14 protein-coding genes and 3 pseudogenes are annotated in these 20,235 nt (G+C 52.6%); 10 read left to right on the top strand and 7 right to left on the bottom strand.

What is annotated here, in order from left to right; translation table 11 throughout:
* Positions 1-25 precede the first annotated feature (25 nt).
* Together CRO33_RS04410 and CRO33_RS04405 are read right to left on the bottom strand one after the other, a co-directional pair.
* Positions 26-1,342 (bottom strand): annotated as a pseudogene (locus CRO33_RS04410) (NtaA/DmoA family FMN-dependent monooxygenase).
* Complete coding sequence (locus tag CRO33_RS04405) at positions 1,342-2,271, bottom strand: aliphatic sulfonate ABC transporter substrate-binding protein (RefSeq protein ID WP_097117171.1); 930 nt, start codon at positions 2,269-2,271, stop codon at positions 1,342-1,344. Before CRO33_RS04405 ends, CRO33_RS04410 begins: the two are co-directional and overlap by 1 nt.
* Before the next feature lie 369 nt (positions 2,272-2,640).
* On the opposite strand from CRO33_RS04405, the gene CRO33_RS04400 reads away from it, so the two are divergent.
* A complete protein-coding gene (locus tag CRO33_RS04400) occupies positions 2,641-5,001 on the top strand; it encodes a membrane-bound PQQ-dependent dehydrogenase, glucose/quinate/shikimate family (RefSeq protein WP_097117170.1) in 2,361 nt (786 codons plus the stop codon).
* Between the two features lie 55 nt (positions 5,002-5,056).
* Here CRO33_RS04400 and katE read toward each other — a convergent pair whose 3' ends face one another.
* On the bottom strand, positions 5,057-7,321 hold the full coding sequence (gene katE, locus CRO33_RS04395) for a catalase HPII (RefSeq protein ID WP_058959947.1): 2,265 nt from the start codon (positions 7,319-7,321) through the stop codon (positions 5,057-5,059).
* Positions 7,322-7,607: 286 nt separating this feature from the next.
* On the opposite strand from katE, the gene CRO33_RS04390 reads away from it, so the two are divergent.
* Together CRO33_RS04390 and CRO33_RS04385 are read left to right on the top strand one after the other, a co-directional pair.
* Positions 7,608-7,808: a hypothetical protein gene (locus CRO33_RS04390; RefSeq protein ID WP_058959946.1), complete on the top strand. Its 201-nt coding sequence runs from the start codon at positions 7,608-7,610 to the stop codon at positions 7,806-7,808.
* Between the two features lie 60 nt (positions 7,809-7,868).
* Complete coding sequence (locus tag CRO33_RS04385) at positions 7,869-8,102, top strand: hypothetical protein (protein ID WP_058959945.1); 234 nt, start codon at positions 7,869-7,871, stop codon at positions 8,100-8,102.
* Between the two features lie 284 nt (positions 8,103-8,386).
* On the opposite strand, the gene CRO33_RS04375 is transcribed toward CRO33_RS04385, so the two are convergent.
* Both CRO33_RS04375 and CRO33_RS04370 read right to left on the bottom strand, forming a co-directional pair.
* On the bottom strand, positions 8,387-8,932 hold the full coding sequence (locus CRO33_RS04375) for an AAA family ATPase (RefSeq protein WP_237448743.1): 546 nt from the start codon (positions 8,930-8,932) through the stop codon (positions 8,387-8,389).
* Positions 8,929-9,561, bottom strand: a complete 633-nt coding sequence (locus CRO33_RS04370; protein WP_097117168.1) for a LysE family translocator — start codon at positions 9,559-9,561, stop codon at positions 8,929-8,931. Before CRO33_RS04370 ends, CRO33_RS04375 begins: the two co-directional genes overlap by 4 nt.
* 126 nt (positions 9,562-9,687) lie before the next feature.
* On the opposite strand from CRO33_RS04370, the gene CRO33_RS04365 reads away from it, so the two are divergent.
* On the top strand, positions 9,688-10,326 hold the full coding sequence (locus CRO33_RS04365; RefSeq protein WP_097117167.1) for a glutamate racemase: 639 nt from the start codon (positions 9,688-9,690) through the stop codon (positions 10,324-10,326).
* A gap of 47 nt (positions 10,327-10,373) precedes the next feature.
* Here CRO33_RS04365 and CRO33_RS24720 read toward each other — a convergent pair whose 3' ends face one another.
* Positions 10,374-10,889 (bottom strand): DUF6622 family protein, encoded by a 516-nt coding sequence (locus tag CRO33_RS24720; RefSeq protein WP_097117166.1) that lies wholly within the window; start codon positions 10,887-10,889, stop codon positions 10,374-10,376.
* 467 nt (positions 10,890-11,356) lie between these two features.
* Here CRO33_RS24720 and CRO33_RS04355 point away from each other — a divergent pair.
* The 6 genes and pseudogenes from CRO33_RS04355 to CRO33_RS04330 all read left to right on the top strand — a co-directional run.
* Positions 11,357-12,127 (top strand): annotated as a pseudogene (locus tag CRO33_RS04355) (TonB-dependent receptor plug domain-containing protein); the annotation flags it as partial.
* Positions 12,097-12,861 (top strand): annotated as a pseudogene (locus tag CRO33_RS04350) (YncE family protein); the annotation flags it as partial. The pseudogenes CRO33_RS04355 and CRO33_RS04350, both read left to right, overlap by 31 nt.
* A 205-nt stretch (positions 12,862-13,066) precedes the next feature.
* Positions 13,067-14,215, top strand: a complete 1,149-nt coding sequence (locus tag CRO33_RS04345; protein ID WP_097117165.1) for an efflux RND transporter periplasmic adaptor subunit — start codon at positions 13,067-13,069, stop codon at positions 14,213-14,215.
* Between the two features lies 1 nt (position 14,216).
* Positions 14,217-17,378 (top strand): efflux RND transporter permease subunit, encoded by a 3,162-nt coding sequence (locus tag CRO33_RS04340; RefSeq protein ID WP_097117164.1) that lies wholly within the window; start codon positions 14,217-14,219, stop codon positions 17,376-17,378.
* A gap of 1 nt (position 17,379) precedes the next feature.
* The gene (locus tag CRO33_RS04335; RefSeq protein WP_097117163.1) at positions 17,380-18,804 is read left to right on the top strand and encodes an efflux transporter outer membrane subunit; all 1,425 of its coding nucleotides are present in this window, start codon (positions 17,380-17,382) and stop codon (positions 18,802-18,804) included.
* Between the two features lie 132 nt (positions 18,805-18,936).
* Positions 18,937-19,521, top strand: coding sequence for a TetR/AcrR family transcriptional regulator (locus CRO33_RS04330; RefSeq protein WP_255253239.1), 585 nt, complete (start codon positions 18,937-18,939; stop codon positions 19,519-19,521).
* A 2-nt stretch (positions 19,522-19,523) separates the two neighbouring features.
* Here the strand turns inward: CRO33_RS04330 and CRO33_RS04325 are convergent, their stop codons facing one another.
* The gene (locus tag CRO33_RS04325; protein ID WP_034823597.1) at positions 19,524-20,087 is read right to left on the bottom strand and encodes a TetR/AcrR family transcriptional regulator; all 564 of its coding nucleotides are present in this window, start codon (positions 20,085-20,087) and stop codon (positions 19,524-19,526) included.
* Positions 20,088-20,235: the final 148 nt, after the last annotated feature.

Raw genomic sequence — 20,235 nt, 5'->3', positions numbered from 1 at the left:
GATTACTTGCGATGATCAAAATCCATCAATGAAAGCGATTAGCTGGTTTCACGAGGCCCAAACGTTCGCGCAGCGTGCCCGCAGCATAATCCTGATGAAACACGCGCGCATCCTGCAAACGGGGTACCACCTGGCTGAGGAAGAGATCTTCATTTTCATCAATGTAGGTGGGGAGAATCACAAACCCATCGCAGGCTTGATGTTGATACCAGTCAATCATCTGTTGCGCGATTTGATCCGCCGTACCGGTCGGTGAGGGGAACGACAAGCTCTCCGCATAGCGTTTGGCCATCTCCCCCAGAGTGAGTTTCTGCTCTATGGCGTTAGCAATCACATACTGAAAACGTCCCTTACTGCCGGTAATCTGCTCGCGCAAATCGGGCACCGGTCCATCCACCGGATACTGTGACAGATCGATGTTCATGCTGGCAGAAACAAAACTGAGCCCGGATTCCACGGTGATCAGTGATTTGAGGTATTCAGCGCGGTCGCGTGCATCCTGCTCGCTGTGGCCGACAATCGGCACTAATCCCGGCATGATTCGCAGCTGATCAGGCTGTCGCTGATAGTGCTGCGCACGCTCCTTGATCGTTTGGTAGAACTGCTGTGCGCGTTCCCGGTTAGGTTGCACGACAAACAGCATCTCCGCGTGTTGGGCCGCCAGGTCAATAAACGCCTCAGACACACCAGCCTGTATTACTACCGGATGCCCTTGCGGTGGACGGGGCAGGTTCAACGGTCCTTGTACCTCGAAAGACTCGCCCTGATGGTCGAAGCGGTGGAAACGCGTCGGATCGGCAAAGCGTGCGCTGCTTTTTTCCACCACCAACGCATCCTCTTCAAAGCTGTCCCAGAGCGCTTTCATCACGTCGATGAACTCTGCCGCGCGGCGATAGCGATCCTGATGGCTGAAGTGTTGGCTGCGGCCAAAATTACGTGCTTCGGCATGGGTTAATGAAGTCACCACATTTTACGCGGCGCGCCCACCGCTGATGTGATCGATGTTGGCCAACTGTCGCGCGGTGGTATAGGGCTCGGAATAGGAGGATGAGACGGTGCCGCCTAAGCCAATATGATCGGTGACCGCCGCCAGCGCGGCCAGCAAGGTGAGCGGCTCAGACCAGCCCACCTGGCGATGCTGCACGGTGTGCGCCAGATGTCCGCCATACACATCATCAATCGCCAGCTTATCCGCAACAAAGATCATATCGAGTTTTGCCGCTTCAGCGCGTTGGGCAATTTTGCGGTACAGCGGCCAGTTGCGGCCACCGGTCGTGGCGGCTTGCGGATGACGCCAGCCACCCTGATGAATGCCTGAGTCGAGGTACAGCGCCAGGTTCATCATGGTTTAGTGGCTCCTGCTTTTGCAAAGAATGACGCATCGACCAGGCTGCTCGCCTGCAAGCCGGGTTTGATTAACCCGCTGCGTGCGAAAGTATCAATCGCAGCCTGCTGGCGTTGCGCCACCAGCGTGTAGTCTTCCACCGGAGCGTTGTTTTCACGCTGAACCTTACTCAAGGCGACGGCATCTGGCAGACGCAGTAATGATGCGATGCCATTGGCATACTCCTGCGGATGAGCCACGCCCCAGGCGCGAGCGCGAATCAGACGCTGTCGGAAATCAGCCAGCTCTGCACGTTTATTGCTGATAGCGCTATCGGTCGCCACCAGATAGTTGGAGACCGGTGTCTCCTTGCCGTCAATGGCGATGCGATCACCTGACTGAGCCACCGCAAAAGAGACATACGGTTCCCATGTCGCCACCGCATCCACGGCACCGTTATCCAATGCCAATGTCGCCTCAGCAGGCGTGGTGAAAACAAAGTTAACGCTGTCATCAGGCAAACCGGCCTGGTGCAGCGCAGTGAGTACCATGTTCTGACCCGATGAACCTTTCACCGTGGCCACCTTTTTGCCTTTGAGGTCGGCAATGGTATGGACGGCGCTATCCTTTTTAACCAGCAGCCCGTTACCCAGATATTGTGAGGCCTGAATAGCGCGGATTTTAGCCCCAGCCGCCACGGCAAAAGCCAGCGGACCATCACCGACTAATCCGGCATCCAGATGCTGGGAATTGAGTGATTCCAGCAGCGGTGCAGCGTTAGGAAATTCGTACCATTTGATTTCATAAGGCACATTGGTGAGTTCACCGGCTGCTGACATCACGGCGCGGGCGTTCCCCTTTTGGTCGCCGACCACGAGTTCGGTATTGGCGGCATAAGTGGTGAAGGTGGCGGCCAACAATGCGCTGGCGATAAACGTGAGTTTCATGATGTTTCCCTGAGAAAAAAGAAAACAGCGTAAGTTTTCCGCTACAGCAGGCGTAGTAACAAATCCGCGCAACGATATGCAATGAGCGCAAAATCCACGAAGGGTGAAAGATTTCGCAACTCCCGTTATCAAAAAATGCGATTTATCCTCACTAATGATTAATTATCACAACGAAAAATAAAACGTGATTTCAGTCACAGATTGAAGGCTGCCTGATTTGTCAGTCATTAGCCCGGCTACATTCATAAGCGGAGCTAACGACACACTCAGCAACGGGTTTTTACTATTCGATAACGTAAGTTAAAATTCTGTTGAGTTTATGTAGGTTTATTTTGGGTGGTAATTGATGAAAAACGTTGAGGGATTGGCATGGTTAACAAATTAACCAGTATCGTGCTGGCGATTCTGGCATTAGCGTTGCTCTATATGGGTGGTAAGTTGCTGATGCTGGGCGGCAGCGCGTTCTATGCATTGATGGCGGTGGGCTTACTGATCACCGCCATTTTACTGTTCAGAAACCAGCGTAGTGCACTGGCGCTGTATGCGCTTTTGATGTGGATTACCCTGGCCTGGATTATCTGGGAAGTGGGCTTTGATAAATGGCAGTGGATCCCACGCGGCGACCTGTTTGGCGTGATTGGCCTGTGGCTGGCGATGCCGTGGGTGGTGAAACCGCTGTATCAAGGCGAACGCCGCTTCCACACCTTCCTGGGTGGCACGGTGATCGTGATGATTGTGGTGGTGATCGGTCTGTGCTTCTACGATCCGTTACCGCAGGCGGGCACGATTAGCAATGCGCGTGAACAAGCTAGCGAGCAGGGCGCCGCTAACGACTGGACCGCGTACGGCGGCACCACTGATGGCCAGCGTTTCTCTTCACTGAATCAAATCACCAAAGAAAACGTGCAAAACCTCGAAGTGGCCTGGACTTACCACACTGGTGACCTGCGTCAGGATGCGGATGCCAGCGAATACACCTTCGAAGCGACGCCGGTGAAAGCCAACGGCATGCTGTATTTCTGTACGCCGCATAACGAAGTGCACGCACTTGATCCCGAAACCGGTGCAGTGAAGTGGAAGTACACGCCGAATAAAGATCGTTCTTACCTGCAGCAGCACCAGACCTGCCGTGGCGTGAGCTATTACGAGCAAAGCCCGGTTGCTGCGCAGGATTCTGCTGCAGCGCCGGCCATCTGCCGTAAGCGTATCTTCAACGCCACCACCGATGCACAGCTGATTGCACTGGATGCCGATACCGGCAAACCTTGTGCTGATTTCGGCACCAATGGTGTGGTGGATCTGCATGCCAACATGGGTGAAGTGCGTCCACATGCGTTGATGCAAACCGCCGCACCGCTGGTGGCCGGCAAGCTGGTGATTGTCGGTGGTTCCGTGATGGACAACGGCTTCAACAGTGGTAACCCGTCAGGTGTGATTCGTGCTTATGACGCTGAAACCGGTCGTCTGGTGTGGAACTTTGATCCATCGAATCCAGAAAATACGGCGCCGATCGCTGCGGGACAAAACTATCCGCAAGATACGCCAGTCGCCTGGGGCACGCTGAGCGCTGACCTGAAAAATGGTCTGGTTTACGTGCCGTTTGGTAACGCGTCACCGGATGAAGTGGGTATCGAACGTGATGCCAACAGCAACACCGAGAAGTTCCGCGATGCGTTAGTGGCGCTGGATCTGCAAACCGGTGCGTTCAAATGGCGTTATCAGAGTTCGAACCACGATCTGTGGGACCGCGATAACCCATCACAGCCGTCATTGCTGGATATCGATTATCAGGGCCAGATACAGCCTGTGGTGATCCTGCCAACTAAAACCGGCAACCTGTTTGTCTTGAATCGCCTGACCGGTCAGCCCGTGTATCCGGTTAATCAGGTGAAGGTTTCCACTGAAGGTGGTGTGCCGGGTGAGAAGTTTGCCGCGACGCAGCCGGTTTCGAGCCTGAACTTCATTCCAGACCCGCTGACTGAGAAATCAATGTGGGGCATCACGCCGTTTGACCAGATGTCATGCCGCATGGACTTCCGTTCGCTGCGTTATGATGGCAACCCATGGACGCCAGCCACTGAAGCCGGTTCGCTGATCTTCCCGGGTAACATTGGCGTGTTCAACTGGGGTTCAGTGGCGGTTGATCCGCAGCGTCAGATGTTGATTGCCGCGCCAGTGCGTCTGGCCTACAAGTACAACCTGATCAAGCGTACGCCGCAGACCGAAACGCAGCGTCTGTTCACCAAAGATGGGCAGCCATACTGGAACGAAAACTTCCAGGGTGACTACGCGATTCACATTCAGCAGCTGGCCTCTGGCCTCGGCATTCCGTGTATCGCGCCGCCGTGGGGTCGTATGGTGGGCGTAGACCTGAAAACCGGTAAAACCGAGTGGTTGCGCCGTGTGGGTGTGACCAAAAACCTGAAAACCAGCTTCCTGCCGGGCCGCTTCCCAATCGGTTTCCCGATGGGCATGGTGGCACACGGTGGTCCATTGCTGACAGCGGGTGACCTGGTGTTCCATGGCGCAACCGCGGATAACTTCTTCCGCGCTTACGACAGCACCACCGGTGAACTGCTGTGGCAGACCGAGCTGAGCGCGGGTGCGCAGGCCACGCCGTCGACCTTTATGGGTAAAGACGGTAAGCAGTACGTGGTGATTGCGGCAGGCGGTCACGGTTCGCTGGGCACCCAGGCGGGTGACAGCGTAGTGGCGTTCCGTTTGAAGTAATGTGAAATAACAGCCAAGTCGTCCAGAGGAATATTCCTCTGGACGATGCGTAACATCAGGCAGGAACGGAAAGGGCTTTCTGGCTACGTGACCAGACACGGTGTGCTTTCATTGCATCTATAAAAGCACTCAGCAAAGCATCATCTGAACTGTCACCTTCAATAATGCCCTCTTCTTTTTCGCTCTCCTGCAGCGCAAACTGGGCTTTAAAGCGGCGTGCTTCACCGCTCAGGCCGATCACCTTCAGATGTTTATAAGCCTCCAGCAAGAAATAACGACTGTCACCACTCAGCAACAGCGCATCAATGTTGCCATCGGGTACAAACACCGCGTCAAAGGTCAGTGAAGGGAGCCCAGCAAAGGTCGCATCAATGGGTAAGACTGAACCATCGTCGGCACGAACCTGTCCCATGTGAGCCGCCAATAATTTTGTATGTACGCCAGCCGCTTTAAGTGACTGTAATACAGCCAGTACATCTGCTGATTTCACGCCATCGTTCAACAGCAGGGCAACCTGGCGGCCTTTGATATCACCGTCGGGAACAGCATACAAACTCAGACTACTGTCTTTCTGCAGGCCATTAACATCGGGTGCTGGCGGCGTCTTCAATTGATCAGCCGTCAAGGCAATCCCGAGGTTATCAGCAACCCCTTGCGCTAAGGCAATATCAATATTCAACAGATGATCGACCACTCGCTCACGAATGTACGGTCGGGCGACTTTGCTTAACTCAAATGAATAGGCATCGATGATGTGCTGTTGCTCGACAGGCGTTTGGCTTAACCAGAATAGTCTCGGCTGAGAGTAATATTCGCCAAAGGACGGGCTACGCTCGCGCACTTTATGCCCCTCCATGCGCTCCTGATAACTGTCAAAGCCGCCACCTTCCGCTGCCGGCGGTGTTTCACGTGGCCAATTATCATTAATCGAATTGGGTTCATAATTCGCTGGATTAGTATCAATGTCCTGACGGTGCATGCCCTGCCGTTGGAAATTATGGTAAGGGCAAACCGGACGATTGATGGGTATCTCATGGAAATTAGGGCCACCCAGGCGGCTAATCTGCGTATCGGTATAGGAGAACAATCTGCCTTGCAGCAGGGGATCGTTTGAAAAATCCAGCCCCGGAACAATATGTCCCGGATGGAAAGCAACCTGTTCCGTTTCAGCAAAAAAGTTATCGGGATTGCGATTGAGTACCATCTTGCCAACGATTTCTACCGGCACCAGCTCTTCCGGAATCAGTTTGGTGGCATCCAGGATATCGAAATCGAACTTAAACTCGTCCTCTTCGGGGATCAGTTGTAGGCCTAATTCATATTCAGGGAAGTCTCCGGCTTCAATGGCTTCCCACAAATCGCGTCGGTGGAAATCAGGGTCGCGTCCGGTCAGTTTTTGCGACTCATCCCAGAGCAAAGAGGCTTTACCTGCGACAGGCTTCCAGTGGAAGCGCACAAAGGTCGCTTTGCCTTCCGCATTGATCAGTCGGAAAGTGTGAATACCGAAGCCTTCCATGGTGCGGTAACTGCGTGGAATCCCGCGGTCGGACATCGCCCAGATAACGTTATGCAAGGTCTCAGGCTGCAGGGAAACGTAATCCCAGAAGGTGTCATGTGCACTTTGACCCTGAGGGATTTCATTGTGCGGCTCAGGCTTAACGGCGTGCACAAAATCCGGGAACTTATGAGCATCCTGAATGAAAAATACCGGGGTATTGTTACCCACTAAATCAAAAACCCCTTCATCGGTATAAAACTTAGTGGCAAACCCGCGAATATCGCGCACGGTGTCAGCCGATCCGGCACCGCCCTGGACGGTGGAAAAACGGACAAACACCGGCGTGACTCGTTCCGGATCAGAAAGGAAGTGCGCTTTAGTCAGCGCTTTTAACGAGTGGTATGGCTGGAAGTAGCCGTGTGCAGCGGATCCTCGGGCGTGAACGATGCGTTCAGGGATGCGTTCATGGTCAAAGTGCGTGATTTTTTCACGCATGATGAAATCTTCAAGCAAAGTCGGGCCACGCGTGCCCGCGCGCAATGAGTTTTGATCGTTCGCAATCCGCGTGCCCTGATTCGTCGTTAGAGGCTGCTCGGTGCCGTTTTTACGATGCGCAGCAAGTTGCTCAAGCTTGGTGCTCTGTGTATCAGGAGCTTTGAGGCTGCCCGGTGCCGTAGGCTGCTTTCCGGGTGGAGTTGGTTCAGCGGGAGGTTGGTGTGAACCGTCTTTGGGTGCCAGCGACCCTAATCCAGGTTGTGATGATTCTGGCCCTTTCGTCGGGGCTCGCTGAGTCAGCTTTTTCTTATCGGTTTCGCTCGACATTGCTATTCTCCAGTGACTGATTTAATGACCCCATTAAATATAGGAGAAGAAAAAATATTAGCAGGTGGTTATTTGTTCGAACGAAAATAAACGAAGCCGTATAAATGGTTCAATCTCGGGCAAGTGAAGGTCAGAACATTGTCAGTGTTTTTACACAGTGATAAAAGCCAAGCGGGAAATTATTGATGTCCGGATACATGCGATTAAATAATTAAAACGCTAAGTCATGAAAGCGAACTTTTAAAAGTTAGCCTAACCTAAAACATTCCTTCCTAAGGAGTTAATTATGAAAGCACATAATACGAACGAACAGCGAAAGAAAGAAGGCGATGTCAAAAAAGGCCTTCCGGAGGCCGCGCCCAATGCCGGCAATGCGTACGAAGAGGATGATCATCCCGCTACAGATAATCCTGATGAACATGGCGAGATCCCTCGCACGCGTGATGATAGCCAGGATCACAAGCACGATCCTTTCAAGGATAAGTAGCGTGAGTCGCGCATTAAAAGTGCGTAATCATTGATTTTTATAGCATTAAGGGGATAAACAATGGATTATTCTTCACTTGCAAATGAATTAGGTCTGACGGAAGACGAAGTCAAGGAGATGGGTCTACACTCAGACGATATTTTTCAAGAGAATAGCTCTTCAGGTACGCCATCAGGGGCGTATTATTTCAATGTGCCGGACGGCACGCCAGACCGTATCCTGGGAAAAAAAGGCTGGTCGTTAGGAGAGCGAGTAAAAATTAACAGTAACGTGTTTGATGTCAGCAATAAATAATGATGTTCTTCACGTCCTCGACTTCACATTTCACCAAAAAATTCTCATCGCTACAAAAATAAAGCCCGGGAGTGGTGGCAACCGGGCTTGTACAATCCTGTACCAAACATTTCCAATGAGAGCAGGTCTTATCACAGGGCGTAATAAAGACTTATTTATCATAGCCGGCCCTGAAGGGATTGCATGCGAAGCGGTAAATATTAACGTTGTCAGGATGCCGGTTATCTTCTGAATTCAATCAAATCCATGATTAAATTATTGCCACCAAGGCTGTGACGCGTGGATTAGATTTTGTCCGTGAGCAAGCCCCATTCTCGGCAGAGTTGGTTAACCTCATAAGGGGAGCTAAGCAACAGCTTGGGCAAGGTCCATTCCGCATACATGCGTTGGTTACGCGGGCGATGGCGCCGAGAGGTGATAAGCAGATAACGCGTCATTTCCCAGGTCAACTTCTCGCGCTGATGTGAGGGGACAACACCGCCAATGCGCTGGGCATCAAACAGCGTACGACGCAGATAACGAAAGAAACTTTGAGTCGGTGGCAGGTCAAGCAGAATGATACCGCTGGCACGCGTTAAGCGGTCCGGTAGCGTGCGCACATAATTGCCGTCCATGACCCAGCTTTCCCCTGCGATAGCGTCGAGATGCAGTTGCCGGAAATCTGCTTCAGCGCGGGCTTGCCAGTGCGTGTTGGGGAGGTGATAAAGCTGATCCAGGTGGATGAGCGGGCGCGCTGTCTTGCTGGCGATGGCCTGAGCCAGTGTCGATTTACCGCTGTTTGAAGGCCCCAAAATGCAGATGCGTGGGCCGAAGTCGCTTAATGCCATCATGATGAAAATCCTTTTAATGTCATAAAAAGCTGAACCAAATTGCTGATAGCAAAAAACACCAGTATCAGCCCGCCGCCAATGTTGATGGCGATGGACAGCTTACGAATGTTGATCACTCGTGCTGAAGTCAGCAGCGTAAAACAGATGATCACCAGCCACAGTGCCATAATGGCAACGTGTATGGAGGCCAGCAGCAGATAATGCAGCAAGGCATGATCGCGACCGGCGAATTGCGATACCACGGTGAGATACAACATCACCGCTTTTGGATTAAGCACATTGGCTAGCCAGGCATCTTTAATCCCCATGCGGGCGCTACGGTAAGAGGCGACGGGTTGGGAAATATGACGACCTCGACGCAACAACTGTACGCCGAGCCACAGCAGATAAGCAGCACCCGCCACGCTTAACAGATTAAAGATAATGGGGGAACGCACCAGCAGGGCGCTGATGCCCAGACCAATCAGCAGCGCATGGGTATAAATACCCAGTGCCGTGCCGAGAATGATCGAAGCCAGCCCGCGCGTGCCTGCCACCAGCGTGTTGTTAATCGCGAGGGTAAAACTCGCCCCTGGCGACAAGGCCACCGGTAAGATCGCAATGATAAAGGCGAGCAGGTGCAGGTTCATGAGGGTAACGGCTAAGGAATGTTAAATAATTTTGAATATTATTAGATGGTGAAGCAATAATCTACCACTGCAATCACGCCGCCAGGACTCAGCGGACCTATTAATAGCATAACTATAAGGATGACCATGACCATCGCTTGCCTGCACACCGCCGCCAGTAATATCGCGCTGTTCGATCACGCGGCACACGCCCTTGAATTACCTCCCCACACATTGAGCCATATTGTGATGCCGCATCTGCTGGCTGAAGCCGAACAAAGTGGCGGTATGACGCAGGAGCAACAGCAACGTTTGGCTCAGCTGTTGCACAGTATGGGACCGTGGTTTGATGCGATAGTCATTACCTGTTCAACGCTGGGGCCAGTGGCCGACACCTTCCAGCCGAAAAACACGGGCTCCCCGGTCTATCGCGCAGACCGAATGCTGGCAGATCACCTGCATCAAATGGCAGGGCCTGCGCTGGTGCTCTGCGCGGCTGAGTCAACGTTAGCCGCCACACGCCTGTTGTTCTGTCCACCCACGCTGCCAGCGGAGAAACAGCCGCAGGTCGCGCTGATCCCTGATGCCTGGGCCGCATTTAAAGCGGGCGATCATCAACGCTACCACGCGCTCATTGCCGACGCGGTAACACAGGGACGCGAGCAGGGCGCACAACACGTAGCACTGGCGCAGGTATCGATGGCGGCGGCAAACAGCCTGCCGGAGAGCGAGCGTCCGTTGACGATTCCGCAACTGGCATTAGCCGCGGTAATGGCAAAGCGTTAATGTCGCTAAGGGGACGTCCGCGGGTGGCGTCCTCCCTCTTTTGCCCGCTATAGGGATAATCTCTTACGCTGGCGATACCAGGGAATGAAATAAACCAGCATGCTCCCCCAGAATATCCCCGCAGTAACGCCGCTGATTGCACCGTGAATCAGATTAAATGACAGGGAAGCGATTAATTCAGGGTGCAAAGCCACAGAAACGGAAAGCGTATATTTGGCGGCAAAGGCTAATAACATAAATATTAATGGCAACGCCGAACCTGGGCGAATAATCATGCCGTGATTTTCACTGGAGATGGGTTTGCCTGTCGCGTGAGACAACATGGCACCGATGATACCCCCAATCAGTAAACCGATAATCATGGAAAACAGCGTATAAGCAACCCAGGTGGTTTCCCGAAATACGCCATAAAAGCCCCAAACTAAAAACAAAACTGGAATGTAGAACAGTTTTTGCACCGCGACTTCACGAGTCTGTAATGCCTTAATGCCGCGAAAAATCAGATAGACGAGTAATATCCACACCCATGTTGGCGTATGTCTCAACAGTTCAATCAGTCCCATTTTTCATCTCCAGCAACCTGAACAAGGTTGACAAAAAAAATTAAGAATCCGCTTGTGATTTAAAATCATATCACTGTGAGATTATTTTAGTGCAGATATTTATCGCATGTTAATAACCGCTGAATCCGGCAGGTTAATAGATCCGCTAATAACAATACGCTTTCATGAATGTGTAATATTTGTTTGCATCGCCTGATATTAGTGATTATGGTTGGCAACACTTTTTTACGCTTCACGAACATCTTCTTATAACAACCTCTGCAAAAGAGGTGGCTTTGCTATTGCCGTTAGTCAGAAAATTAAGACTGATGGCACTCAATAAAATGTGGGTTGTGTCAATAAACATGAATGTTTTTTAAACCTTTGGGATGAAGGAGACACGCGAAAAGCGTCAGTCTATTACCACACACCACGGCTATTATGCGCGTCTTAAAGTCATCAGTATCGCTATCGGCCTGTGTATTGGCATGTCGGGTTCCGCCGTCGCCGCAGAAAAGGACTCGGAGAAAGTTACCAGCAGCCGGGAGCGTAGCTATCAGGACGAACAAGAGCTGGTGGTAACCGGAGAGAAAACGGAACGATCGATTTTTGATACCGGATCGAGCGTTGAAGTTTTTGATAGCCGCAGGATTGATTCACTGCCCGGTGCTGAAACCGTTTCAGACTTAATGCGGATGACCGCGAATACCGTTGATGTCGGGATCGGCAACGATCTGCCAACAGTGCGCGGGGTGCATGGCTCCGGCCCATCGACGGGTGCAGGGGCATTCCTTAGCGGAACACGCCCGCGTTTAGGATTATCACTGGATGGCCGTGCGCTCACCTATAACGAACAGGCCTATGGACCGCAATCGCTGTGGGATTTAGATCGCGTGGAAGTGTTTCGAGGGCCGCAAAGTTACATTCAGGGTCGCAATGCCATCGCCGGTGCGATTGTGATGACCACCAAAGATCCCAGCTTCGAATGGGAGAGCGCTATAAAGGGTGGATTTGGCAATCAGCACGCCTCATAACTGGCGGCGATGGCCAGTGGCCCACTGATTGATGAACAGCTGGCGTTTCGTGTCAGCGTTGATCGCCAGCGCCGCCGCAGTGACATCGATCTGCCCGCTTACACGCCGGTGGGCGATCCGCGCGAAGTGCAAACCACCAATGCGCGCGCCAAACTGCTGCTCAATCCGGCGGGGCTGCGTGAACTCACCACTAAATGCTGGAAGAGTTACAGCGCTTCGGTATCAGCGATGATTACTTGTACAAAGTACGTGAAGTGAAATATGACGCGCGCAGCGGTCGACTGTTTTTACCCGGTCTGGGCTACGGCGTAGAAAGTGTGCTGTTCGTCGTGGATACCCGCAAGCAGCAGCTTGAGAAAGTCATTCCTGGTTTTGGCTTTTACGCCACCGGTATCGCCATTGATGAAGCGGGGCGTCGGGTGTTTGTCTCCAATATGCAGGGGCAACTGATGACGCTGAACGCGGACACGCTTGAGATCACCCATACGCAGGAGATTGAAGCCGATCAACTGCTCAATCTGGTCTATGACCCGCAGGGGAATCGCCTGCTTGGCGTTGATCAGGGGATCGATCGTGACAAGCCGCGAAATAACTATCTGGGACAGACCTACACCCGACGCAGCAGCGGACATCAGCTGTTTGCTCTGGATGCAGACAGCGGCAAGGTTCTGGCGAAGGTGGATACCGATCAGGTGCCGATTGGCTTACTGCTGGATGCGCAGCAGCAGCGCATTTATGTCACCAACCGCAACGGTGTCAGAGTCGAAAAGGGCGCGGGCACGGTGACGATCTTTGATGCCCGATCGCTGCAGCGAATTAACACCCTGGCGTTGCCTCCGCACCCCAATAGCCTGGCACTCGATGAGGCTAATCACGCCCTGTTCGTCACGGTGAAAAATGACGGCGCGGCGACCAAAGCGGCAAAGCTTGAGAGTGTTGTATGTATATCGGCGGAATAATGCTTCGTCGCAGCACGAGAGTTCGTGCTGCGACGAAGTTTGGGAAAAGCATGTGTTATAACGACAAAGATTCATCATCACCTTATCTAAAGTCCGCATTGTAAAAATCCACTACGCCCTCTCTCTTTTCATTTTCCTGACAGTGTAAGGAAAGCTAATTTGATAGACTTCATTCTGAGAATGAACGTTCACTACAGGGTAATTCATGAAGAATTTTCAGCGCAGTGTGATCGCCGGGCTGGTGATGTTAGTCGCCGCCTGCGATCAAAACAGCAGTCAACAAGCCGCCACTCCGACCACCGAAGTGGGTGTTAAAACCTTGCAAAGCGAGTCAGTGGCGCTGGACAGCCAGCTCGCGGGCCGCGTGACGGGCAGTATGACCTCAGAAGTGCGCCCCCAGGTTGAAGGGATTATTTTGAAGCGCCTGTTTACCGAAGGGGATGAAGTGAAAGCCGGTCAGGTGCTGTATCAAATCGATCCGGCCAGCTATCAGGCCAGTTACGATCAGGCTTTGGCACAATTAAAGAATGCTCAGGCATTGGTGAAAAGCAGCAAACTCAAAGCGGAGCGCTATGCAGCACTGGTGAAAGAGAACGGCGTGTCGCGTCAGGATGCAGATGACGCGTTAGCCACTTACCAGCAAAATGTCGCATCCGTGGATCAGTATCGTGCTGCGGTTGAAAGCGCTCGCATCAATCTTAATTACACGCAGATCAAAGCCCCAATCAGTGGACGCATTGGCATTTCCTCCGTGACGCCAGGTGCGCTGGTGACTGCCAGCCAGACCACCGCGCTGGCGACCATTCGCGCGCTCGATCCTATTTATGTCGATCTCACCCAATCCAGCGTTCAACTGCTGAAGCTGAAACGTCAGCAGGCTTCCTTGCAGCAGAGCACGGATGCCGTGCCGGTGACGGTGAAACTCGAAGATGGCAGTGCTTATGACCATCCGGGCAAGCTGGAACTGACGGAAGTGTCGGTAGATGAAGCGACGGGCACCGTGACGCTGCGCGCGATTTTCCCTAACCCGCAACATGAGTTGTTGCCGGGCATGTATGTGCGCGCCAATGTGACTAACGGCGTTAAAACCGACGCGATCCTCGCACCGCAACAGGGCATCACACGTGACGCCAAAGGCAATGCCACCGCGCTGGTGGTGGATAAAGAGAATAAAGTCGAGAGCCGTGAAGTGGTGGCCGATCGCGTGATCGGCAATAAGTGGCTGATTACCTCTGGTCTCAACAGCGGCGACAAACTGATTGTTGAAGGTACCGGTAAAGTGCAGGCGGGCATGAGCGTTAAAGCCGTAGAAGTGACGCCAAACGATATAGCCGCGACCAGCGAGGGCAACTGATATGTTGGCTCAGTTCTTTATTCGTCGGCCGGTGTTTGCCTGGGTTATCGCCATCTGCATCATGATGTTCGGTTTACTCAGTATTAACAGCCTGCCCGTGGCGCAATATCCCGATGTGGCGCCGCCACAGATCAGCATTCAGGCCACCTACACCGGAGCCTCGGCGGAAACGCTGGAGAGCAGTGTCACCCAGGTGATTGAGCAGCAGTTGACCGGGTTGGATGGTTTACTCTATTTCAACTCCACCAGCACCGCATCGACCGGTCAGGTAAAAATCAATGTGACCTTCCAGCAAGGCACTGACCCCGATATCGCTCAGGTTCAGGTACAAAACAAGGTTCAGCAGGCAGAAAGCCGTCTGCCTACCGCCGTGACCACACAGGGTGTCACCGTGGAAAAAGCGCAGAGCGACTTCCTGCTGATCCTTGCGGTGTACGATAAAACCAATAAAAGCAGTTCTTCCGATGTGGCTGACTATATGGTCAGTAATATGGAAGATACGCTGGCGCGTGTGAGCGGCGTCGGGAGCGTGCAGGTATTTGGTGCCGAATACGCGATGCGTATCTGGTTAGATCCGAGCAAGCTCGCCTCCTATTCGCTGATGCCGTCGGATGTCACCACCGCGCTGGAGAGCCAAAACACCCAGGTCTCTTCCGGCCAGTTGGGTGCGCAGCCTGCCAGTAAAGAGCAGCAACTGGTGGCAACGGTGCGTTCGCGTTCACGTCTGCAAACGCCAGAACAGTTCCGTAATATTGTGCTGAAAAGCCAGTCTGACGGTTCCGTGGTGCGCCTGAGTGATGTGGCGCGCGTCGAGATGGGTGATGAGGATTACAGTGCCAACGTGCTGGCGAACGGCCATCCCGCTTCGGGAATCGCGGTTCAGCTGGCGTCGGGTGCCAATGCGCTTGCCACCGCCGAACAGGTGAAATCGACCATCAATGAGTTCCGCAGCAGTATGCCTGCGGGTTATGAGATCGCTTATCCGCTCGACAGTACCGACTTTGTAAAAATCTCGATTGAAGAAGTGGTGAAAACGCTGATCGAAGCGGTGATTTTGGTGGTCATCGTGATGTTCGTGTTCCTGCAGAACATTCGTACCACACTGATCCCGGCGATTGCCGTGCCGGTCGTGTTACTGGGCACCTTTGGTGTGCTGTCGCTGTTTGGTTATTCGATTAACACCTTAACCATGTTCGGTATGGTGCTCGCCATCGGCTTGCTGGTCGATGATGCGATTGTCGTCGTGGAAAACGTTGAGCGCGTGATGCGCGAAGAGGGATTACCACCGCGTCAGGCCACCGAAAAATCGATGAAAGAGATCACAGGGGCGCTGATCGGTATTGCCTTAGTGCTGTCGGCGGTGTTCCTGCCGATGACCTTCTTCAGTGGTTCAACCGGTGTGATCTATCGCCAGTTTTCGATCACCATTGTGTCGTCGATGGTGCTGTCGGTGATTGTCGCGCTGACGCTGACGCCGGCACTCTGTGCCACCTTGCTGAAACCACATAACCATGAAAGCGGCACCAAAGGCTTCTTTGGCTGGTTTAACCGTAGCTATGAAAAAGTACAGGGGCGCTATCAAAACGGCGTCGGCCATGTGGTGCACAGTTCAGTGCGTTATCTGCTGCTGTACGGCGTATTGTTGATCGGATGTGCGGTGCTGTATCTGCGCCTGCCGACCGGCTTCCTGCCGACCGAAGATCAGGGCTATATCATGGTGCAGTATCAGCTGGCACCGGGTGCCACGGAAAACCGCACCAGTGAAGTCCGTCAGCAGGTTCAGCAGTACTTCGCGACCAAAGAGAAAGATAACGTTAACGTCAGCATGCTGGTGAACGGCTTCAGCTTTGCGGGCAGCGGACAGAACGCCGGTATTGGTTTTATCTCGCTGAAAAACTGGAGTGAGCGTAAAGGCTCAGAGAACAGCGCCGATGCGATAGCAGGACGCGCCATGGCTGCGCTATCCAGTATTCGTGATGCACAGATTTTCGTGTTGTCACCGCCTTCAGTCTCGGGACTGGGCCAGTCCAACGGCTTTACTTTTGAACTGCAAGCACGCGGCTCAACCGATCGTGACCAACTGCTGAAGATGCGTAACCAGCTGATCGCTGAAGCCAATCAGGATCCGGTGTTGAGCGCGGTGCGTGCCAACTCGTTACCCGATTTGCCTCAGCTGGATGTGAGTATTGATGATGCCAAAGCGCAGTCACTGGGCCTGACCATCAGTGACATCAACACCACCTTGAGTGCAGCGATTGGCGGCAGTTACGTCAACGACTTCACCGACCGCGGTCGCGTGAAGAAGGTTTACATGCAGGGCGATCAGCAGTTCCGCAGTAAGCCTGAAGATATCGATCAATGGTACGTGCGCGGAACGGATAGCAGCAGCAACACCACCATGGTGCCGTTCTCGTCGTTCGCCTCCTCAGAATGGGCTTACGGTCCAGATGTGCTGTCACGTTATAACGGCCTGGCTTCCTATGAGATTGAAGGATCGTCAGCATCGGGCAAGAGTTCGGGCGATGCCATCACCGCTATGGAAAAACTGGCGGCCAAATTGCCAACCGGTACCACCTATGCATGGAGCGGCCTCTCTTATCAGGAAAAACTCTCCGGCAACCAGGCAATGTCGTTGTATGGCATCTCCCTGATTGTGGTGTTCCTGTGTCTGGCCGCGCTGTATGAAAGTTGGTCAGTGCCGTTCTCGGTGATGATGGTGGTGCCGTTGGGCGTCATCGGTTCCTTGCTGGCCATTACGCTACGCGGTCTGGAAAACGACGTCTATTTCCAGGTAGCGTTATTGACCATCATTGGTCTCTCGGCCAAGAACGCGATTTTGATCGTGGAATTCGCTGAGGAGAACTATCGCAAGGGTGAGAACCTGGTGAAAGCCGCGGTGCATGCCGCCACCATGCGTTTGCGTCCGATCATCATGACTTCGCTGGCGTTTACCGCTGGGGTACTGCCATTGGCGATTTCCACCGGTGCGGGGGCGAACAGCCGTATCGCTATCGGCACCGGCATTATCGGCGGCACCCTGACCGCGACCTTGCTGGCCATCTTCTTTGTACCGCTGTTCTTTGTTCTGGTCCGTCGCGTTTTCCCGGCGATTCCGCATGACGATGCACAGTCAACCGAATCTGCTGTGAAGGCGGAGGAGTAATATGTCTGCAAAACTTTTAATGGTGTTTTTGCCGTGTTTCCTTGCGGGTTGCGTATCTCTCGATCCGCATTACGATCGGCCAAAGGATGCGGTGAATACCACCGCGCCCACCGGCGATGCCTATCGGACGTTACAAGGCACACCGGCTAACTATCGTGATATCAGCTGGCAGGATTATGTGCTGGATGCGAAGCTGCGCCAGGTGGTGACGATGGCGCTGGACAGCAGCCGCGATCTGCGTGAAGCGGTCGCCAGTGTGAAATCGGCTCATGCTCAGTATGGTGAGCAGCGTGCCGATTTGTTCCCCAGCCTGAGCGCTGGCGTGAGCGGCACACGTTCACGCGCGCTAACCGGGGAGGGAAATCAAACTGCGCTCAGCAATACCTATTCAGCCGAGGGCAGCGTCAGCTCGTTTGAATTGGATCTGTTTGGCAAGAACCAGAGTCTGTCGCGCCAGCAGTATGAAACTTATCTCGGCACGCTGGAGGGCGCCCGCAGTACGCGCCTGACGGTGCTGTATAACACCGTGGATTACTGGCTGCAGCTGGCCGCCGATCGCAGCAATCTGGCGATCGCTAAAGAGACGGCAGAGAGTGCGCGTCAGTCACTGGAAGTGACGCGCAAGCGTCTGGAGAACGGTGTGGATTCGATGGTGGATGTCGCGTCAGCAGAGACCACTTATCAATCTGCTCAGGCGGATGTGGCCAGTTACACCACCAGCGTGGCGCAGGATAAAAACGCGCTGGATCTGGTGGTAGGCAAAAGCGTGCCAGATAATTTGTTGCCTGAAAGCATTGAGTCCATTGGCGATGCATTGAAAGCCGTACCTGCTGGCGTGTCATCGGATGCACTGAATAATCGCCCGGACGTGTTGCAGGCAGAGCACAACTTAAAAGCCGCTAATGCCAATATCGGGGCGGCACGCGCTAACTTCTTCCCAAGCATCTCCCTCACCGCCAGCGGTGGGGTGGGCAGTTCAGATTTGTCTTCGCTGTTCAAGAACGGTGCGGGAATCTGGTCGTTTGCCCCAAGTATCTCGCTGCCGATTTTCAAAGGCGGCTACAACGTTTCCTACCTCAACTACACCAAAGCGCAGAAAGAGTATTACGTGGCGGTGTATGAGAAGGCGGTCCAAACGGCGTTCTCAGAAGTGGCCGATGCGTTGGCACGACGCGCCACCATCAACGATCAGCTGACCAGTCAGCGTAATAATGTTGCTGCTTCGCAAACCTATTACCACCTGGCAGATCTGCGCTATCAAAATGGTGTGGATACCTATCTGAATGCGTTAACTGCACAGCGCACGCTGTATACAGCACGCACCAGCCTGGTGAGCGTTGAGCAGGCTTACTACCAGAACCTCAATACTTTCTACAAAGTGATGGGTGGTGGTACGGCGTTGAAAGAATCTGAACTGAAACTGTGATGATCGCCCCGGGTCGATGCGTTAGCGACCTGGGGAAAAATGTAACCGGATTTATAGCCAGCATATCGGCTATAAATCCCTTCGCGTATGATAGGAAAAAAAATAATAACGCGCCGGCCACTTTTAGGAGTTATGTTGAGCAAATCAGAGAATGACGCCTTCGTGCGACAGCGACAGCAAATAATTATTGCCGCTGCAAAAATATGTTTTAGTCGCACCGGTTTTCACGGGACGAGCATGGCTGATATAAGCCGGGAATCAGGTTTGGGTGCAGGGCAGATATATCGTTATTTCGAGAGCAAAGAATTCATCGTCAGTGAAACGATTAAAAGTATAGCCACGAGTTGGCGTGTTTTTTTACAAGATAATCTGCCGAAGCAAAGCAGCACCCGCGATATTATTGATGCGGAATCGCCATTTTGGCAGGACTGGCCCTATCAGGACCGCTGCTTATTACTGGAGATGTATTCGGAAGCGTCGCGTAATCAATCTGTGCGGGATGTTTTGGCACAAGAAGAACAGCTATTGATTGCTGATTTGGAAAAAGCGTTTAGCCGCCAGTATGCTCAAGTGAGTCCACAGCAGCGTAATGAGCGTATCCAATTTTTGTTAATGCTGGTAGACGGTGTTGCCTGCCGCGCATTTGGTGATAAGAACCTGGATCATCACGAACAGGGCAGGATCAATGGCATTCTCACACATCATTTGTTTGGCTGATTTCAGGCCATATCATGCTGATTGATGTCACGCGTGATGGCATCAAAAAAGGGCATAAATCCGTCGGGCACGTCACGTTGTTTCATGCAACGGCGAATGATCATCCCATCGATCACCAGAGAGATGATATGCAGTCGGGTGTTGATGACGTCGGCTTTCAGCGCCGGATTGAGCGTCTGCTCCTGAGCAATAAAGTTGTTTTTTAATACCAACCACGCATCATTCATTATCTGACGAATACGCTCGTTACGTGTGGCTTCAGATGAGACTTCCATCAACAAGACAATACTGTGCTCAACTTCGGGCGGCACAATGTCCTGCACCGAATGCGTGACGCCTCCCGCATGGGCAATTCGTTCAAAATCAGCGTTTAATAATGCGATCATGCGTTGCACCACATTGGTCACCAGCGCTTCGATAATGGCATCTTTGTTTTTATAATATTTATAAATTAAACCAATGCTGACATCTGCCTGGCTGGCAATATTCTGAATAGACGTTTGATGAAAACCTTTTAAGCGCATGCACTGTTCAGCTGCATCAAGAATCTGTTCGCTGCGATTCATGTTATTTACTCATCACGGAAAAGCGTATTTTACGCAAAAACAAGCAGCCTGACTAATCCTGAATGCTAAATAGTTGCGTTCTTTAGATTGTTTCTTTTTCTTATTATTGCTGTTAGTTTTCAATATTCAAAAATTTTGACTTAAGTGA

Origin of the sequence: Pantoea sp. GL120224-02 (assembly GCF_900215395.1) — a bacterium.
Classification (GTDB): Bacteria; Pseudomonadota; Gammaproteobacteria; order Enterobacterales; family Enterobacteriaceae; genus Pantoea; species Pantoea communis.
Note: the sequence above shows the minus strand (reverse complement) of the source record. Positions and strands in the feature narration are given on the sequence as shown.

Coding starts and splice junctions, on each gene's coding strand:
- CRO33_RS04370 (WP_097117168.1), bottom strand. CDS start 9,561: ATGAACCTGCACCTGCTCGCCTTTATCATTGCGATCTTACCGGTGGCC.
- CRO33_RS04325 (WP_034823597.1), bottom strand. CDS start 20,087: ATGAATCGCAGCGAACAGATTCTTGATGCAGCTGAACAGTGCATGCGC.
- CRO33_RS24720 (WP_097117166.1), bottom strand. CDS start 10,889: ATGGGACTGATTGAACTGTTGAGACATACGCCAACATGGGTGTGGATA.
- CRO33_RS04385 (WP_058959945.1), top strand. CDS start 7,869: ATGGATTATTCTTCACTTGCAAATGAATTAGGTCTGACGGAAGACGAA.
- CRO33_RS04390 (WP_058959946.1), top strand. CDS start 7,608: ATGAAAGCACATAATACGAACGAACAGCGAAAGAAAGAAGGCGATGTC.
- katE (WP_058959947.1), bottom strand. CDS start 7,321: ATGTCGAGCGAAACCGATAAGAAAAAGCTGACTCAGCGAGCCCCGACG.
- CRO33_RS04400 (WP_097117170.1), top strand. CDS start 2,641: ATGGTTAACAAATTAACCAGTATCGTGCTGGCGATTCTGGCATTAGCG.
- CRO33_RS04330 (WP_255253239.1), top strand. CDS start 18,937: ATGTTGAGCAAATCAGAGAATGACGCCTTCGTGCGACAGCGACAGCAA.
- CRO33_RS04335 (WP_097117163.1), top strand. CDS start 17,380: ATGTCTGCAAAACTTTTAATGGTGTTTTTGCCGTGTTTCCTTGCGGGT.
- CRO33_RS04375 (WP_237448743.1), bottom strand. CDS start 8,932: ATGATGGCATTAAGCGACTTCGGCCCACGCATCTGCATTTTGGGGCCT.
- CRO33_RS04345 (WP_097117165.1), top strand. CDS start 13,067: ATGAAGAATTTTCAGCGCAGTGTGATCGCCGGGCTGGTGATGTTAGTC.
- CRO33_RS04340 (WP_097117164.1), top strand. CDS start 14,217: ATGTTGGCTCAGTTCTTTATTCGTCGGCCGGTGTTTGCCTGGGTTATC.
- CRO33_RS04365 (WP_097117167.1), top strand. CDS start 9,688: ATGACCATCGCTTGCCTGCACACCGCCGCCAGTAATATCGCGCTGTTC.
- CRO33_RS04405 (WP_097117171.1), bottom strand. CDS start 2,271: ATGAAACTCACGTTTATCGCCAGCGCATTGTTGGCCGCCACCTTCACC.